19 protein-coding genes are annotated in these 15130 nt (G+C 67.8%); 11 read left to right on the top strand and 8 right to left on the bottom strand.

Going from position 1 to position 15130, the window contains the following annotated elements:
* Positions 1-26: 26 nt before the first annotated feature.
* A complete protein-coding gene (rpsU, locus tag ACFSGJ_RS04450) occupies positions 27-233 on the bottom strand; it encodes a 30S ribosomal protein S21 (protein ID WP_008207378.1) in 207 nt (68 codons plus the stop codon).
* Positions 234-354: 121 nt separating this feature from the next.
* Between rpsU and ACFSGJ_RS04445 the strand changes: the two genes are divergently transcribed.
* The 4 genes from ACFSGJ_RS04445 to ACFSGJ_RS04430 all read left to right on the top strand — a co-directional run bounded on the left by ACFSGJ_RS04445 (position 355) and on the right by ACFSGJ_RS04430 (position 4734).
* Positions 355-1116 (top strand): COQ9 family protein, encoded by a 762-nt coding sequence (locus ACFSGJ_RS04445; RefSeq protein WP_390259790.1) that lies wholly within the window; start codon positions 355-357, stop codon positions 1114-1116.
* Positions 1116-2105, top strand: coding sequence for an NAD(P)H-quinone oxidoreductase (locus tag ACFSGJ_RS04440; protein WP_390259789.1), 990 nt, complete (start codon positions 1116-1118; stop codon positions 2103-2105). Before ACFSGJ_RS04445 ends, ACFSGJ_RS04440 begins: the two co-directional genes overlap by 1 nt.
* Before the next feature lie 135 nt (positions 2106-2240).
* Positions 2241-2996: a DUF1013 domain-containing protein gene (locus ACFSGJ_RS04435; RefSeq protein WP_390259788.1), complete on the top strand. Its 756-nt coding sequence runs from the start codon at positions 2241-2243 to the stop codon at positions 2994-2996.
* A 322-nt stretch (positions 2997-3318) separates the two neighbouring features.
* Positions 3319-4734 carry a DEAD/DEAH box helicase gene (locus tag ACFSGJ_RS04430; RefSeq protein ID WP_390259787.1) on the top strand — a complete coding sequence of 472 codons (1416 nt, stop codon included), beginning with the start codon at positions 3319-3321 and terminating at the stop codon, positions 4732-4734.
* Positions 4735-4801: 67 nt separating this feature from the next.
* Here ACFSGJ_RS04430 and ACFSGJ_RS04425 read toward each other — a convergent pair whose 3' ends face one another.
* Positions 4802-5635 (bottom strand): response regulator, encoded by an 834-nt coding sequence (locus tag ACFSGJ_RS04425; protein WP_390259786.1) that lies wholly within the window; start codon positions 5633-5635, stop codon positions 4802-4804.
* A 205-nt stretch (positions 5636-5840) separates the two neighbouring features.
* Between ACFSGJ_RS04425 and mce the strand changes: the two genes are divergently transcribed.
* Together mce and ACFSGJ_RS04415 are read left to right on the top strand one after the other, a co-directional pair.
* Entirely contained in the window at positions 5841-6245 is a 405-nt protein-coding gene (gene mce / locus ACFSGJ_RS04420; protein WP_390259785.1) for a methylmalonyl-CoA epimerase, read from the top strand.
* A complete protein-coding gene (locus tag ACFSGJ_RS04415) occupies positions 6246-6548 on the top strand; it encodes a DUF1467 family protein (protein ID WP_390259784.1) in 303 nt (100 codons plus the stop codon).
* Here ACFSGJ_RS04415 and ACFSGJ_RS04410 read toward each other — a convergent pair.
* From ACFSGJ_RS04410 to ACFSGJ_RS04400, 3 genes are all read right to left on the bottom strand, one after another.
* On the bottom strand, positions 6472-7200 hold the full coding sequence (locus ACFSGJ_RS04410) for an EI24 domain-containing protein (protein ID WP_390260127.1): 729 nt from the start codon (positions 7198-7200) through the stop codon (positions 6472-6474). The two genes, ACFSGJ_RS04415 and ACFSGJ_RS04410, sit on opposite strands and share 77 nt — an antisense overlap.
* Entirely contained in the window at positions 7200-7778 is a 579-nt protein-coding gene (locus tag ACFSGJ_RS04405) for a nitroreductase family protein (protein ID WP_390259783.1), read from the bottom strand. The genes ACFSGJ_RS04410 and ACFSGJ_RS04405 overlap by 1 nt, the downstream gene beginning before the upstream one ends.
* Positions 7779-7862: 84 nt before the next feature.
* Entirely contained in the window at positions 7863-8972 is a 1110-nt protein-coding gene (locus ACFSGJ_RS04400; RefSeq protein ID WP_390259782.1) for a class II histone deacetylase, read from the bottom strand.
* 146 nt (positions 8973-9118) lie between these two features.
* Here ACFSGJ_RS04400 and ACFSGJ_RS04395 point away from each other — a divergent pair, with 146 nt between their 5' ends.
* Positions 9119-9388, top strand: a complete 270-nt coding sequence (locus ACFSGJ_RS04395) for a DUF167 domain-containing protein (RefSeq protein ID WP_390259781.1) — start codon at positions 9119-9121, stop codon at positions 9386-9388.
* A gap of 45 nt (positions 9389-9433) precedes the next feature.
* Here ACFSGJ_RS04395 and ACFSGJ_RS04390 read toward each other — a convergent pair whose 3' ends face one another.
* Positions 9434-9670: a hypothetical protein gene (locus ACFSGJ_RS04390; protein WP_390259780.1), complete on the bottom strand. Its 237-nt coding sequence runs from the start codon at positions 9668-9670 to the stop codon at positions 9434-9436.
* A gap of 271 nt (positions 9671-9941) precedes the next feature.
* Between ACFSGJ_RS04390 and ACFSGJ_RS04385 the strand changes: the two genes are divergently transcribed.
* The 4 genes from ACFSGJ_RS04385 (at position 9942) to ACFSGJ_RS04370 (ending at position 12097) form a co-directional block, all read left to right on the top strand.
* Positions 9942-10676, top strand: a complete 735-nt coding sequence (locus ACFSGJ_RS04385; protein WP_390259779.1) for a M48 family metallopeptidase — start codon at positions 9942-9944, stop codon at positions 10674-10676.
* A gap of 144 nt (positions 10677-10820) precedes the next feature.
* Entirely contained in the window at positions 10821-11102 is a 282-nt protein-coding gene (locus ACFSGJ_RS04380) for a DUF6455 family protein (protein WP_390259778.1), read from the top strand.
* Positions 11103-11309: 207 nt separating this feature from the next.
* A complete protein-coding gene (locus tag ACFSGJ_RS04375; protein WP_390259777.1) occupies positions 11310-11681 on the top strand; it encodes a YigZ family protein in 372 nt (123 codons plus the stop codon).
* A gap of 65 nt (positions 11682-11746) precedes the next feature.
* Positions 11747-12097 carry a PRC-barrel domain-containing protein gene (locus tag ACFSGJ_RS04370; protein ID WP_390259776.1) on the top strand — a complete coding sequence of 117 codons (351 nt, stop codon included), beginning with the start codon at positions 11747-11749 and terminating at the stop codon, positions 12095-12097.
* A gap of 192 nt (positions 12098-12289) precedes the next feature.
* Here ACFSGJ_RS04370 and rimO read toward each other — a convergent pair whose 3' ends face one another.
* Together rimO and ACFSGJ_RS04360 are read right to left on the bottom strand one after the other, a co-directional pair.
* Positions 12290-13687: a 30S ribosomal protein S12 methylthiotransferase RimO gene (gene rimO / locus ACFSGJ_RS04365; RefSeq protein WP_390259775.1), complete on the bottom strand. Its 1398-nt coding sequence runs from the start codon at positions 13685-13687 to the stop codon at positions 12290-12292.
* 42 nt (positions 13688-13729) lie between these two features.
* Complete coding sequence (locus tag ACFSGJ_RS04360) at positions 13730-15019, bottom strand: acetylornithine deacetylase/succinyl-diaminopimelate desuccinylase family protein (RefSeq protein WP_390259774.1); 1290 nt, start codon at positions 15017-15019, stop codon at positions 13730-13732.
* Positions 15020-15130 lie beyond the last annotated feature (111 nt).

Here is a 15130-nt window from a genome sequence, read left to right as displayed (position 1 = left end):
CAGATCGGTTCAAAGACCGGAAATGCTCAGAGCATCCCTTCGCGCTGCGCCTTCTTGCGCGCCAGCTTGCGCGCACGGCGGATCGCTTCGGCCTTCTCACGCGCTTTCTTCTCGGACGGTTTCTCGAAATGCTGCTTGAGCTTCATTTCACGAAACACACCCTCACGCTGAAGTTTCTTCTTCAGCGCACGAAGCGCCTGATCGACGTTGTTGTCGCGAACACTTACCTGCATGTGGTTTTCACCACCTTCCTAAGTTAGAGTTACGATAAACGCAGGACGTGGCCCTATAGCAAAGCCGCGCTAGTTTGTCTACCGTTCCGCTGAAAGAACGGCTGAAAGAACGGAGGCCGAAATGCCCGAACCAAAATCCCAGACCCCGGACGGGGCGCAGAACGGCCCGCAATCCGGTCCGGAGTCAGATCCGAACGCGATCAAGGACCGGCTGCTTGACGCGGCGCTGGTCCATGTCCCGTTCGATGGCTGGTCCGAGGCGACCCTGCGCGCCGCCGCGACCGATACGGGCGTCGACCAGGCGCTGGCCCGGGCGCTTTTCCCCCGGGCGGGCGTCGATCTGGCGATGGCCTATCACCGGCGCGGCGATGCGATCCTTGCGGCACGCCTTGCCGCCGAGGAACTGGGACACCTGCGCATCCGCGACCGGATCGCCACCGCCATCCGCTACCGGATCGAGGCGATTGAAGATCGCGAGGCGGTGCGCCGGGGTGCTACGCTTTTCGCGCTGCCGCAACATGCGGCGGACGGGGCGCGGGCCGTCTGGGGCACCGCCGACCGGATCTGGACCGCGATGGGCGACACCTCGAACGACCTCAACTGGTATACGAAACGCACCCTGCTGGCGGGCGTCTATGGCTCCAGCGTGCTTTTTTGGCTGGGCGATGACAGCGCCGGCCATCAGGCGACCTGGAATTTCGTCGATCGCCGGATCGAGGATGTGATGCGGTTCGAGAAACTCAAGGCGAGCGTCAACCGCAGCCCGCTGCTGCGCCCGCTGATGATCGGGCCGAACTGGCTTGCACGGCAGGTGCGCGCCCCGAAACGAACACCCCCCGCAGACCTTCCGGGCGTCTGGAACGGGCAGCCACAGGAGCAATGATGACCCTACCCGAGACGATGCGCGCCGTGGAGATTTCCGCTCCCGGCGGGCCCGAGGCTTTGCGCCCTTGCGACCGGCCCGTCCCGCGCCCCGGCGCCGGCGAGATCGTGATTCGCGTCGCCTGGGCCGGGGTGAACCGCCCCGATGCGCTGCAACGGGCGGGCCTTTATAACCCGCCCCCCGGCGCCTCCGACCTGCCGGGGCTCGAGGTCTCGGGCACCGTCGTCGCCACCGGCCCCGATGTCGCCCGCTGGGAAGAGGGGGATGAGGTCTGCGCCCTCGTGCCCGGCGGCGGCTATGCGGAATATGTCTGCACCACCGCCGAACATGCGCTGCCCGTCCCGCGCGGTCTGGACCTCAGGCAGGCTGCCTGCCTGCCGGAAACCTTCTTCACCGTCTGGTCCAACATCTTCATGCGCGGCGGGCTTCGCGCGGGGGAACGGTTCCTTGTGCATGGCGGATCGTCGGGCATCGGCACGACGGCGATCCAGTTGGCCCGCGCCTTTGGCGCCCGCGTCTTCGCCACCGCCGGCTCGGATGAAAAATGCGCGGCCTGCGTGACCCTTGGGGCGGAACGGGCGATCAACTACCGGGCCGAGGATTTCGTGCCCCTCCTTCAGGCCGAAGGCGGGGCGAACCTGATCCTCGACATGGTGGGCGGCGACTATCTGCCCCGCAACGTCAAGGCGCTGGCCGATGAGGGGCGCCTGATCCAGATCGCCTTTCTCACCGGGGCCAAGGTCACGCTCAACTTCGCCGAGGTGATGACGCGCCGTCTCACGATCACCGGCTCCACGCTCCGCCCCCAGTCGGACGAGGCCAAGGCAAAGATCGCGCGCGAGCTGGAGGTGCAGGTCTGGCCCCTGCTGGCGGCGGGGCGCGTCGCGCCGGTGATGGACAGCGAGTTTCCCCTGGCCGAGGCCGAACGAGCCCATGCGCGGATGGAAACCTCCGATCACATCGGCAAGATCGTGCTGCGGGTGGCCTGACTTTTCGCTTTTCTCCCGCCGGGGCGGCGTCTATATAACGCGGTGACTTCCCCGAAAACGAGAACAGGCGGAAAGGGGCGACCCGCCGCAGCCGTTTTCCCGGCGCGGGAAAGATATGTGCGAAGGAGTGATCCGATGAACAAGCCTCTGATGGCCAAGGCGACGGCAGTCTGGCTGGTGGACAATACGACCCTGTCGTTCCGCCAGATCGCGGATTTCTGCGGAATGCACGAACTGGAGGTGCAGGGCATCGCCGATGGCGACGTGGCCGCAGGCGTGCGGGGCTTCGACCCGATCGCGAACAACCAGCTTGACCCGATCGAGATCGAGCGCGGGCAGGCCGACCCGGCCTATCGCCTCAAGCTCAAGTTCAACGCGGCGGCCGTGGGCGAGGAAAAGCGCCGCGGCCCGCGCTACACGCCGCTTTCGAAACGGCAGGACCGCCCCGCGGCGATCCTCTGGCTGGTCAAGTTCCACCCCGAACTTTCGGACGGTCAGATCGGCAAGCTCGTGGGGACCACCAAGCCGACGATCCAGTCGATCCGCGAACGCACCCACTGGAACATCGCCAATATCCAGCCGGTCGATCCGGTCGCGCTCGGCCTCTGCCGCCAGTCGGAACTGGACGCGGCTGTCCAGCAGGCGGTGAAAAAGCGCGCCGCCGAAGGCGTGGTGATGACCGATGACGAACGCCGCAAGCTGGTGAGCACGGAACAATCGCTCGCCATGTCGCCGGAACCGCGGATGCCCTCGGCCATTGCAGGGCTGGAAAACTTCACCCTCGCGCCCACCGAGGAAGAGGAAAAGCCCCAGGCCGATTTCGCCGATGCCGACAGCTTCTTCAACCTCCCCGCCTCCGAGGATGAGGACGACGAGGACGACAACCGCTGAGATCGCCTGCTCCGGCATTCGAAACCCCGCCTGTCGAAAACCCCGCCCTGAGCGGGGTTTTTCTTTGCCGTTCCGGCCCCGCTTGCAGGCCAAGGCTTGACCTTTGGGCGGAATGGGCCCATCTGGACCGGAACCCTAGGTCCGCTGCCGCGTGAGCAGCCCGCGCAAAATGGCGCGACAGACCGGGTCGGGCGCAATGCGCCATTTCGCAGGTTCCCACGTCACGCAGGGGTCCGGTGGCCCGTTTCGGGTCACGACCATGCATACCGCCCGGACGGGCGGTCCACTCTTTTGGCGTGCGCGCCTGAGAAAGGCTGTTGAATTGACTGATTTCGAAACCCTCGGGCTTCACCCGACACTGCTCAAGGCGCTGTCGCGCCAGAACCTTACCACCCCGACCCCGATCCAGACGCAGGCGATCCCGCATGTGATGGAGGGGCGCGACCTCATGGGTCTGGCGCAGACCGGCACGGGCAAGACGGCGGCCTTTGGCCTTCCGCTCCTGCACCGGCTGATCCAGATCGGCAAGGCGCCGCAGCCCCGCACCGTGCGGGCGCTGATCCTTGCGCCGACCCGCGAACTGGTGAACCAGATCGCCGACAATCTGGGGAATTTCGGCCAAGGCAGCCATATCCGGCTGACCGTCGTCGTCGGCGGCGCCTCGATCAACAAGCAGGCCGAACGGCTGGCGCGCGGCACCGATGTGCTGGTGGCGACGCCCGGCCGGCTTCTGGACCTGCTGGAGCGCGGCTCGCTCACCCTCGCCGAAACCCGCTACCTGGTGCTGGATGAGGCCGACCAGATGCTCGATCTGGGCTTTATCCACGCGCTGCGCCGTATCGCGCGGCTCTTGCCGGAAAAGCGCCAGACGTTGCTTTTCTCGGCCACGATGCCGAAACAGATGGAGGAACTGGCCTCGACCTATCTGCGCGACCCGGTCCGCGTTCAGGTCTCGCCCCCCGGCAAGACCGCCGACAAGATCACCCAAGGGGTCCACTATACCCCGCAGGGCGACAAGGCGACATTGCTGCGCAGCTATCTGGAAAAACACCCCGACGAACAGGCACTGGTCTTTTCGCGCACCAAGCATGGCGCGGAAAAGCTGATGAAGCTGCTGACGAATTGGGGCTTCAACGCCGGTTCGATCCACGGCAACAAGAGCCAGGGCCAGCGGGAACGCACCCTTGCCGCCTTCCGCGCCAGTGAGATGATGGTGCTGGTCGCGACCGATGTGGCCGCGCGCGGCATCGACATCCCGGGCGTGCGCCATGTCTACAACTACGACTTGCCGAACGTGCCCGAAAACTATGTTCACCGGATCGGGCGGACGGCGCGGGCCGGTGCCTCGGGCCGGGCTGTGGCCTTTTGCGCCCCGGCGGAAATCGGCGAGCTGCGCGCGATCGAGAAACTGACCGGCGTGGGCCTGCCGATCCTTGGCGGAGAGCACATGGCCGTCATGGCCGAGCCCGCGCCCCGGCCCGGTCGCCGTTCCGGCCCGCCGCGCGGTGGGCAAAAACAGGGACAGAAACCGAAATCCGGCCAGAAATCCGGTGGCTTTGGCGGCAAAGCCGGGGGCTCGGGTCAGGGCGGCAAACCCGCCGCTGGCGCGGGTGCCGGATTTGGGGGCGGTGCCGGTGCCGGTGCGAAACCGGGCCAGAAGGTGCGCCATCGCAGCAGTTCCAGGAACGGCGCGGCCGGGGGTTCCGGTAGCGGTCGTCCCGCCCGCCAAAGCGCCTGAGGCGCTGCCCTACGAAGGCCCGCCCCGGCGGGCCTTTTTCTTGCCGCAGCGCGCCCGCCCCCGCCCGTCAGAACGCCCGCGCGCCGGCGAGCCTTTCCCGCACCAGCCCCGCGATATGTGACAGCGCCGGCCCCGTCGCACCGCCCGAGGCGCGGTCGCGCGCAAGCCTTACGGCGGCATTGCAGAGCGCCGGGTCCCCGGCGGCCCGGCCCACGCTGCTCAGAAACTGCGCCAGATAGTCGATATCGGCGGGGGCCGTGGGGGCGGCGAGCACCCGTTCGGCGGCGGTCAGATCGTCGCGCAGCGCCAGAAGGTCGGGGCGCGCCTCGGACGCTGTCTCATCCTCGGAAAGAGGCGCGGAGAGCGCCGCTTGCGGGGCGCCGGTCCCGGATGCAGGGGAGGGGGTATCGGCGGTCGCCCCCCGCAAGGTTGCCTGAAAGGCGCGCAGGTCAAAGGGCTTGGGCAGAAAGGCATCCGCCCCGGCGGCCAGTGCCTGTTGCGCCAGCCCGGGATCGCCCGACGTCGCGATGATGCGCGGGATGCGCAGCGCCGCGCGGGCCAGCGTCGCGATCAGGTCCAGCCCCGATCCGTCGGGCAGGCCCAGATCGACCAGGATCGCCGAGGGCCGGTAGACGCGCAGATGGCGATGCGCCGAGGCGAGGCTGTCGGCCCGCCGCAGCCGCGCCCCGCAGCGCCGGCACAAGAGCCGCAGCGCCTCGCTCGCGACGCGGCTGTCCTCGACCGCGAGGAGGGTCGTGGCACCCGCCGCGCGATCAAAAGTCGTGGCCCCCGCCGCGCGATCGAAGGTCGTGGCCCCCGCCGTGTGGTCAAAGGTTGTGACGCCCGCCGCGCCGTCGGGCCGGGTGGGGCGGGGCAGGGGAAAGGTGAGATCGTCCGACACGAGAATCACTCCTTCTGGATGGGGGCAGCGCCCATTAACCCCCCTCTCGGCTAACGGATGGTTAACGGCAGCCCCCGGCCTGCGTCCTTACGTCCCCCCGTGCCAAAGGGGCCAAACCCTTGCGTGCAAGGCGCCGAGCCCCCATAACGCTCCTCGGGCCGCGCAAACGGCGCGCTACGGAAAAACCATGTCAGGGGGGAACGCGATGATCGGCCGTCTTAATCATGTCGCAATCGCGGTGCCCGATCTTGCCGCCGCCGCCGCGCAATACCGGGAGATGCTGGGCGCCGAGGTGGGCGCGCCCCAGGACGAACCGGACCACGGGGTCACGGTCGTCTTCATCACGCTGCCGAACACCAAGGTCGAACTGCTTTACCCGCTGGGTGAGGCCAGCCCGATCCGCGGCTTTCTGGACAAGAACCCGGCGGGCGGCATCCATCACATCTGCTATGAGGTCGAGGATATCCTTGCCGCCCGCGACCGGCTGGTCGAAAAGGGCGCCCGCATCCTCGGGACCGGCGAGCCGAAGACCGGCGCCCATGGCAAACCCGTGCTGTTCCTGCATCCGAAGGATTTCAACGGCACGCTTATCGAACTGGAACAGGTCTGAATGAGTATCGTTTCCGCCGCCGTCCTCTTTGCCGTCATCTGGTTTCTCGTGCTGTTCGTGGTGCTGCCGCTGCGGCTCACGTCGCAGGGCGAGGCCGGGGCGGTGGTGCCCGGCACGCCCTCATCGGCGCCCTCCGATCCGGGGCTGGGGCCCAAGGTGCGCATCGTCACGGTCGCAGCCCTGGTCATCTGGGCGGTGATCGCCTCGATCATCCTGTTCAGCGGGCTCACCGTCCGGGATATCGACTGGTTCGACCGGATGCCGCCGCTTCCTGCCGCCGCAACCGATGGAACAGGTGGGTGAACCCGGCGACCCCGATCACCGGCACGAAGAGGTTGAGGACAGGCACGCTCAGCGGCAGGGCCATCAGGACGCCGCCGGTCCAGACGGTCAGCGGATAGCGGCCGCGCATATCCGAGGCGCCCGTGCGTCCCAGCCGCCGCATCGCCACCATCTGGAAATATTCCCGGCCCAGCAGGAACCCGTTCAGCCCCCAGAAGACCGGCAGCGCAAACGGGCCGCTGAACAGGAACACCCCCAGCCCCAGGATATTCACCGCGACCAGCAGCGCGAAGTAGTTCACCCCGTCCTTGATCTGGTCATAAAGCGGCACATCCGCAGCCGGGGGCAGGGCGGGATAATGCCGGTCCTCGACCGCCTGCGCCACATCGTCGAGGAAAAAGCCCGTGAAGGCCGAGGCGACCGGCATCATCAGAAGGGGCGAGAGCACGATCATCACGATCAGCCCGCCCAGCGACAGGAAGGTGGCAAGCCCCCCGACCTCACCCGCCCAGGGGAGCACTACGGTCGCCGGAACCAGCCATTCGATCGCGGCCAGCATCAGCGCATAGACCCCGATCAGAAGCGCCAGCGCCAGCAACAGCCCCAGCCAGACCACCCTGCGAAAGCGCGGATCGGCCCATTGGCCCAGCGCCCGCAGGAAGTCATGAAGGATCATTCCGACAGCCAGGTCGTGATGCGATCCAGATCGGGGCGCGGACGGTCCGGCGGGGCCATCCGCTCTGTGCCGATATGGATCATCCCGGCGATGAATTCATGCGGGGCAAGGCCAAGGCCCGTTTCCACAAAGCCCCGGTCCTGACTGGCCCAGCCGCTCAGCCAGCTTGCGCCCCAGCCCGAGGCCAGCGCCGCGTTGAGCATCGCAAGGCAGACCGCCCCGGCCGAAAGGATCTGCTCGATCTCGGGTACCTTGTCCGAGGGCTGCGGCCCCGCCACCACGGCCACGACCAGATCGGCATCGGCATATTGCGCGGCGGCCTTTTCCACCCGGTCGGGGTCGAGCCCCGCCGCCCCGGCCCGGTCGCGCGCAAGGACAGCCAGCCGGTCGAGGGCCGGTTTTTCGATCACGATGAACCGCCAGGGTTCCAGCTTGCCGTGGTCCGGGCTGCGGGCGGCCGCGGTCAGGATGGGTTCCAGCGCGGCGCGGTCGGGGACGGGCGCCGACAGCATCTTGGCAGGGCGCGACCGGCGGGTCAGCAGGAATTGCAGCGCGGCTGTATTCGGATCAGGCATGGGGAACTCCGTCAGGTCTTGGATGGCAGGGGTTCTGGCTGGGCGGGTGCCGGGCTGTGGTGTCAAGGGCCCAAGGCTCAGGGCTCAGGGCGGGGCGGCAAAGATCGCGCGCAGATCGGCCAGAAGCCCGTCGATCATCCGGTCGAAGTAATCGCCCGGCTGGCGCGCGGCGAGTGTCTGGGCCAGCGGGTCGGCGGCGGTCATCGGGGCGCCCGACATTTCCTCCAGCACCGCATGGCCGCAGAAGGGCACATAAACCTCGGAATAGCCGCCTTCATGCACCATCACCAGCCGCCCGTCGCAGAGCGTGCCGGCCGCGCCCATCACCCGGCGTGTCAGCAGGCGGAATGTCTCGGCCGTGGCCAGCATCCGGCCCAAGGGGTCGATCGCCGCCGCGTCGAAACCGCAGGCGACGATGATGACGTCGGGGCGGAAGTCATGCAGCGCGGGCAGCACGATCCGGTCCATCGCGGCCAGATAGGCGCGGTGGCCCGCCCCCGGTGGCAGCGGGATGTTGACATTGGTGCCCAGCCCCAGCCCCTCGCCCCGGTCCAGCGCCGCGCCCGTGTCGGTCGGATAATTCGCCTCCTGGTGGATCGAGATCGTCAGCACGTCCGGGTCGCGGTAATAGATCGCTTCGGTCCCGTTGCCATGATGCACATCCCAGTCGAGCACCGCGACACGGCGCGCAAGGCCTGCCTCCCGGGCGGCCTCGACCGCGACGGCGATATTGGCCAGCAGGCAGAACCCGTTCGGATGTTCCGGCAGGCAGTGATGCCCCGGCGGGCGTGACAGCGCATAGGCATTGCGCAATTCGCCGCGCAGCACCGCATCGAGCGCCGCCTTGGCCAGCCCCGCCGAAAGGGCCGCGACCTCATAGCCGCCGGCGCCGAACGGGCTGCGCGGGCCCAGTTCGCCCCCGCCCGCATCGGAAAGCGCCTTGAACTGCGCCAGATAGCGGCGCGGATGGACCCGCAGCAGATCGACATCGGTGGCGGGCTCGGCGCCCTGCATCGACAGGTGCCCGGCCAGCCCCGTCACCTGCATCAGGTTGAGAAGGCGCCGCTTGGTCTCCGGGTTTTCGGGCAGCCCGCCCGCCAGCGGCTGCACCAGCCCGCCCACGGGCAGCGTGAAGGCATAGTTGCCGCCGTTGTGCCAGAAACACCGCTCGTCCCAGAAAAAGCCCGTGGTCATCCTGCACCCCCATTTGCGGGGCAGAGCCTAGGCAAGCCCCGCGCCAATGACCAGAGCGATCGACCGTCGCGACTGACCGTCACGATTGACGGGCCGGCCCCGGATCGTCATGCACCCCCCAAGGAACCGCATTGCGAGGACCGGACATGCCCAAGGCCCCGCCTGCCGATCTTGCCCATCTGGCGCAGCCCGGCGCGCAGATCACCGTGCGCGTGACGCCGCGTGCCGCCCGCGATGCGGTGATCCTGACGGAGGACGGGCAGATCCGCATCACCGTCACCGCGGTCCCCGAGGACGGCAAGGCGAACCGGGTGGTGACGCGGCTGCTGGCGCGGGCGATGGGCGTGGCGCCGGGGCGGCTGACGCTTGTGCGCGGGGCTGCCGCGCGGGACAAGACGTTCCGCCTGCTGGACTGATCGCCAGCCAAGGACCATCAGCCACGGGCCAACAGCCGGGGGGCGTTACTTGCGCGGCGAGAGGCGATAGACCCCTTCGGGCAGGTTGAGCGCCGCCGCCAGTTCGCGCAACTGCGCCTGCGACAGGGTGATGCGCAGAACCTCGTCCTTGCGGGGGTCGAACTGCTCGATCACCACACCTTCTTCAAAGGCCTGAAGGATCACATCTTCCTGAAGCGGGGCCGGTCCCTCGTCCACGAGTGTGATGACGGTCGCGTCGAAATCGTGCTCTATGCTGAACATGGGACCAGCATGGCGGCTTTGGCGGGATTCGGAAAGCCCCCAGTGAAATACGCAGTGAGATCCACAGTGAAATCCACAGTGAAATCCCCTGTGAGCCCGCGTCGCAGCGGCACAGCCTGCCGCCGTCTTGTGCATCCGCGACCCTGGCCGCGCTGACGTGCCGCTGACACAGGTTTGACCAGCTTTTTGCTTTCCGGCCCTGCCGCCGGTGCTATATGCCTGCGGGAATTACAGGAATATCGGTCGAGGCATCAAAGGGGCAGGAAGGGACATGCGCCGCGCGCTTTCATTCGTTTTCATCGGACTGGCCGCGGCCCTTGCCGCCTGTGCGCCGCTGCCCGTCGTGGTGGTGGATGAACCCGGCCCCCGCCCGGTTCAGGTGGCCCAGCCGCAGCCGGCGGCGCCCGTCGACGCGAGTACCGCCGCGCGCAACTTCAGCGCCGTCGTCGCGCGGATGGAGCCGCTGGCCGAGCGCGAATGTCAGGCCCGCACGCGCAACGTCAACTGCGACTTCATGATCGTGATCGACGACCGCCCGAACGTGCCCGCGAACGCCTTCCAGACCGTGGACCGCAACGGCCGCCCGGTGATCGGCTTCACGCTCGCCCTGATCCGCGAAGCCCGCAACCAGGACGAAATCGCCTTTATCCTGGGGCATGAGGCCGCGCATCACATCCTGGGCCATCTGCCGCGCCAGCAGCAATCGGCGGCCACGGGCGCGATGATCCTCGGGACGCTCGCCTCGCTCGGCGGAGCGTCGGCTGCGGATGTCGAGGCGTTCCAGCGCGCCGGCGCCACGATCGGCGCCCGCACCTACAGCCGCGAATTCGAGCTGGAGGCCGACGCGCTGGGCACCGTGATCGCCTATCGGTCGGGCTATGACCCGATGCGCGGGGCCGAGTTCTTCAACCGCATCCCCGATCCCGGCAACCGCTTTCTCGGTACCCACCCGCCCAACGCCCAGCGGATGGAGATCGTGCGCCGCACCATGGCGGGCCTGCGATGACGGGTCTGGGCCGAGGTGCCCGATCCCCTCGCTGATCCCGCCGCACCGCCTTTATCCGGCGCTTGATCTGGATCAAGGCAGCCGCGCCGCGCCCGCGGCATCCTCTGGCCTGCGCCCCGCAACATATGGCCAGAGGATGCAAGGATGATCGGACTGACCCGGCTTGACCGCCACGCGACACTTGTCGGCCGCATGGCCGAAACCACCGGCATCGACATGGCCGACGCGCTTGTCACCGGCCGGCTGAGCGGCCCGTCCCTGCGCGGCGCCGTGCTGCGCTGCTGCGGCTGCGACAAGGCCGAGGCCTGCCAGGGCTGGCTTGATGCGCAGGAAAGAGGGAGGCAGGAAAGGCAGGCAGGCGCGGCCCCGGCCACAGCCCCCGACTATTGCCGCAACCGCGACCTGATGGCCCGTCTGCGCCCCTGAACCGCGGCGGCCATACGCCATCTCTCTCGGCCAGGGTTCAGGGCACACCTGTCATCCGCCCACCTCGTGCCAAGGGCAACCTTCGCGCGGGCGGCAGGGATGGAACGGAGCATCATGCGCCAACGCAGGCACCCCGCAGGGCAGGTTTCGCCCTGACCCTTCCGGCAGGGGCTTCCCTTCGCGCCCGCGGCCCGCTAAGCCGCGGCCATGTTCCGGATCGACACCGTTCTGACCGATCGCGGCTCGCGCTATGCCGTCAGCGGCGGCCCCGCCGCCTCGCGCGCCGAGGTGCAGGCCTTTCTGCGCGCCCTGACCCGCGACAAGCGTTACGCCCGCGCGACCCATAACAGCTGGGGCGCGCTGCTGCCTGACGGCCCGGCCAAAGGGGATGACGGCGAAACCGGCGCGGGGGCGATCATCCTGCGGATGCTCGAGGCCGCCGGGCGCCGGTCCGAGGTGGTCGTCGTCACCCGCTGGTATGGCGGCACCCATCTGGGCGGCGACCGGTTCCGCCATGTTCAGGATTGCGTCCGGCGCTATCTTGCCGAAAGCCCGCCCGCCGGGACCGCCCCCGACTGATCGCCAGGAACATGGCGGGGGCCTGCGCAGTTTTATCTCCAACGAACCAATTCCGGAGGAGAACCATGCAGACCAGCGGACACAGCCTCATCTCGTCGAGCGACGTGAACGGCACCACCGTCTACAGCCCCGCCGGCGAACAGCTTGGCAGCATCGACCACCTGATGATCGACAAGGTCTCGGGCAAGGTCGTCTATGCGGTCATGGGCTTTGGCGGCTTTCTGGGCCTCGGCGAGGATCACCACCCGATTCCCTGGGGCAAGCTGCGCTATGACACGACGCAGGAAGGTTACGTGACCGACCTGACCCGCGAACAGCTTGAAGGCGCGCCCGCCCGGGACGCCGACTGGTATCGCGACCGCGACTGGGAGGAACGCACCCATCGTCACTATGGGGTGCATCCCTACTGGATGTAACCCTGCCCTGCGGTCGTGAGAACGGGAGGCCCGCGCCCCTGACGGCGTGGGTCTTTCTCATTCGCATGTCCGGTTGCGCCTTGCTGGAATAACCGCTCCGACCCCGCTTTGAAACCACTCCGGACGGCCGGGCTTCATCCAGCGCGCCCCGGCGACCTGCTCTCGGCAGCCGCAAGGCCCGTGCCCGGCCCCTCAGGGAACCCGCCGCCCCCAAAGGTCGTATTCGCCCGCTTCCTCGACCTCCACCGTCACGATATCGCCGGGGGCGAGGCCGTCGAAGCCCTCGTCGATGAACAGGTTGCCATCGATTTCCGGCGCATCGGCCTTGGTGCGGCAGGTGGCGCCCTCCTCGTCGATGGCATCGACGATCACTTCCATCCGCAGCCCGACCTTTGCGGCGAGCTTTGCCTCGGAAATCGCCTGCGCCTTTTCCATGAAGCGTTCCCAGCGGTCCTGCTTGACCTCTTCGGGCACATGATCCGGCAGGGCATTCGACCGCGCCCCGGCGACGTTTTCATACTTGAAGCAGCCGACACGGTCCAGCTGCGCCTCATCCAGCCAGTCGAGCAGGGTCTGGAATTCTTCCTCCGTCTCACCGGGATAGCCGACGATGAAGGTCGACCGCAGCGTGATATCGGGGCAGTCGGCGCGCCAGCGGGCGATTTCGTCCAGCGTCCGCGCCGCCGCGGCCGGCCGCGCCATCCGTTTCAGAACATCGGGGTGCGCGTGCTGGAACGGAATGTCGAGATAGGGCAGCACCAGACCTTCGGCCATCAGCGGGATCAGGTCGCGCACATGCGGGTAGGGGTAGACGTAATGCAGCCGCACCCAGGCGCCGAGCTGCCCGAGTTCGCGCGCCAGATCGGTGATATGGGTCCGGACCTCGCCGCCCTTCCACGGATGCAGGTCATGCTTGCGGTCGACGCCGTAGGCAGAGGTGTCCTGAGAGATCACCAGCAGTTCGCGCACGCCGTTCTGCACCAGCTTTTCCGCCTCGCGCAGGACGGCATGGACGGGGCGGCTGACCAGACGTCCGCGCATGTCGGGGATGATGCAGAACTTGCACTTGTGGTTGCAGCCCTCGGAAATCTTCAGATAGCTGTAATGGCGCGGCGTCAGGCTGACGCCCGAGGCCGGCAGCAGGTCAATGAACGGGTCGGGGCTGGGCGGAACCGCGCCGTGGACCGCATCCAGCACCTGTTCATATTGATGCGGCCCCGTCACCGCCAGCACCCGGGGATGCGCGCCGGTGATATAGTCGGGTTCCGCCCCCAGACAGCCGGTGACGATGACACGGCCGTTTTCGCGCAGCGCCTCGCCGATGGCCTCAAGGCTTTCGGCCTTGGCACTGTCGAGGAAACCGCAGGTGTTCACGATCACCGCATCCGCCCCCGCATAATCGGGGCTGATCGCGTAACCCTCGGCCCGCAGGCGCGTCAGGATGCGTTCGCTGTCCACCAATGCCTTGGGGCAGCCAAGGCTGACCATGCCGATGGTCGGCTGGCCCGAACGCGCACTATCGCGGCGGGTCGGGTCAAAGATCGGCGCGGGCGCCAGATCGGGGCGGAGGTTGGGCGGGTTCGTGGACATGCGCCGGCATATAACGGGGCGCGGCCCGCACGGAAAGGGGCGTCAGCGCGGCAGCAACAGTTCCGCGAGCGTCAGGCCCATCACTTTCGCGCTGTCGATCATGTCCTGCACCCCGATCCATTCGTCGGGCTGATGCGCAAGGTCCAGCACGCCGGGGCCATAGGCGATGCAGTTCTTCAGCCGCCCGATCCGGTCGATATGCTTCTGGTCATAGGTCCCGGGCGACACGACAAAGCCCGCTTCGGTGTCCAGCACCTTGCGGATCGCATCGGCCACGGTCCGCACCACGGGCGCGTCGCGGTCGGTCATGGACGGCTGCACCTCGAACAGGTCGCGGATTTCATAGTGGAAATTCGGACGCTCGGCCTTCACGCGCTCCAGCATCGCGGTGACCTCGGCCTTCACCTCGTCGATGTTTTCCTCGATCAGGAACCGCCGGTCGATGACGATGCGGCAGCGGTCGGGGACGCAGGGCGCAGGCATGCCCGTATAGTCGGCGTCCTGTTCCGGCTCGCCCCCATGGATCGAGTTGATGTTGAGCGTCGATTGCCGCGCGCCTTCCGGGATCACCGGCATTTCGGTGCGCTTGGTGGCCAACAGGGGGAACAGCGTCGCCTCCATCTCGGCCAGCACCGCGCCCATGTGGCGCACCGCGCTGTCGCCGAGGAAGGGCATCGACCCATGGGCGATTCGGCCATGCGTCTCGATCTCGGCCCACCAGACGCCGCGATGGCCAAGGCAGATCCGGTCCTTGTGCAGCGGTTCGGGGATGATGACATGCTGCACGCGGGCCGGGTCGAAATAGCCCTGTTCGGCCAGATAGGCGACGCCGCCGAAGCCGCCCGATTCCTCATCCGCGGTGGCCGAGATCTCGATCGCCCCGGCGAAATCCGGATGGGCGGCGATAAAGGCCTCGGCGGCGATGATGCTGGTGGCAAGGCCGCCCTTCATGTCGCAGGCGCCCCGGCCATAGATGCGGTCGCCTGTGGGGCCACGCTCCAGTTCGCCGCCAAAAGGATCGCGGGTCCAGCCATGGCCGACCTCGACCACGTCATGATGGCTGTTGAAATGCACGCAATCACCGGGACGGGTGCCCTCGCGGCGGGCGACGATGTTCCAGCGCGGGTGGCGGTCGCTGTCGGCCAGCGCGCCGGTCGCGCGGACCAGTTCGACCGCAAAGCCGCTGGCGCGCAGCCGTTCCGCAAGAAAGTCGCAGATTTCCCGATAGTTGCGCCCGGGCGGGTTCAGGGTCGGGATGCGGATCAGCCCTTGGGTCAGGGCGATCAGGTCGTCACGGCGGGCGTCTATTTCATCGCGGAGGATCTGGCTCATGGGCTGCAGGCTAGCCCGCGTCCGGGGGCGCGGCAATCGCGATCTGCGCCCGTGCTGTGCCGATTCCGTGCCCATGCCGGGCGCGTCGATGCCGCGCGGCCTTTGCGCAAA

Source organism: Halodurantibacterium flavum (assembly GCF_042681825.1).
GTDB lineage: Bacteria > Pseudomonadota > Alphaproteobacteria > Rhodobacterales > Rhodobacteraceae > Halodurantibacterium > Halodurantibacterium flavum.
This window is presented reverse-complemented; position numbering and strand designations above follow the sequence as displayed.

What these genes read in the sequence shown, in the direction of transcription:
- rpsU (WP_008207378.1), bottom strand. Translation starts at nt 233, where the DNA reads ATGCAGGTAAGTGTTCGCGACAACAACGTCGATCAGGCGCTTCGTGCG.
- ACFSGJ_RS04445 (WP_390259790.1), top strand. Translation starts at nt 355, where the DNA reads ATGCCCGAACCAAAATCCCAGACCCCGGACGGGGCGCAGAACGGCCCG.
- ACFSGJ_RS04440 (WP_390259789.1), top strand. Translation starts at nt 1,116, where the DNA reads ATGACCCTACCCGAGACGATGCGCGCCGTGGAGATTTCCGCTCCCGGC.
- ACFSGJ_RS04435 (WP_390259788.1), top strand. Translation starts at nt 2,241, where the DNA reads ATGAACAAGCCTCTGATGGCCAAGGCGACGGCAGTCTGGCTGGTGGAC.
- mce (WP_390259785.1), top strand. Translation starts at nt 5,841, where the DNA reads ATGATCGGCCGTCTTAATCATGTCGCAATCGCGGTGCCCGATCTTGCC.
- ACFSGJ_RS04415 (WP_390259784.1), top strand. Translation starts at nt 6,246, where the DNA reads ATGAGTATCGTTTCCGCCGCCGTCCTCTTTGCCGTCATCTGGTTTCTC.
- ACFSGJ_RS04405 (WP_390259783.1), bottom strand. Translation starts at nt 7,778, where the DNA reads ATGCCTGATCCGAATACAGCCGCGCTGCAATTCCTGCTGACCCGCCGG.
- ACFSGJ_RS04400 (WP_390259782.1), bottom strand. Translation starts at nt 8,972, where the DNA reads ATGACCACGGGCTTTTTCTGGGACGAGCGGTGTTTCTGGCACAACGGC.
- ACFSGJ_RS04395 (WP_390259781.1), top strand. Translation starts at nt 9,119, where the DNA reads ATGCCCAAGGCCCCGCCTGCCGATCTTGCCCATCTGGCGCAGCCCGGC.
- ACFSGJ_RS04390 (WP_390259780.1), bottom strand. Translation starts at nt 9,670, where the DNA reads ATGTTCAGCATAGAGCACGATTTCGACGCGACCGTCATCACACTCGTG.
- ACFSGJ_RS04385 (WP_390259779.1), top strand. Translation starts at nt 9,942, where the DNA reads ATGCGCCGCGCGCTTTCATTCGTTTTCATCGGACTGGCCGCGGCCCTT.
- ACFSGJ_RS04380 (WP_390259778.1), top strand. Translation starts at nt 10,821, where the DNA reads ATGATCGGACTGACCCGGCTTGACCGCCACGCGACACTTGTCGGCCGC.
- ACFSGJ_RS04375 (WP_390259777.1), top strand. Translation starts at nt 11,310, where the DNA reads ATGTTCCGGATCGACACCGTTCTGACCGATCGCGGCTCGCGCTATGCC.
- ACFSGJ_RS04370 (WP_390259776.1), top strand. Translation starts at nt 11,747, where the DNA reads ATGCAGACCAGCGGACACAGCCTCATCTCGTCGAGCGACGTGAACGGC.
- rimO (WP_390259775.1), bottom strand. Translation starts at nt 13,687, where the DNA reads ATGTCCACGAACCCGCCCAACCTCCGCCCCGATCTGGCGCCCGCGCCG.
- ACFSGJ_RS04360 (WP_390259774.1), bottom strand. Translation starts at nt 15,019, where the DNA reads ATGAGCCAGATCCTCCGCGATGAAATAGACGCCCGCCGTGACGACCTG.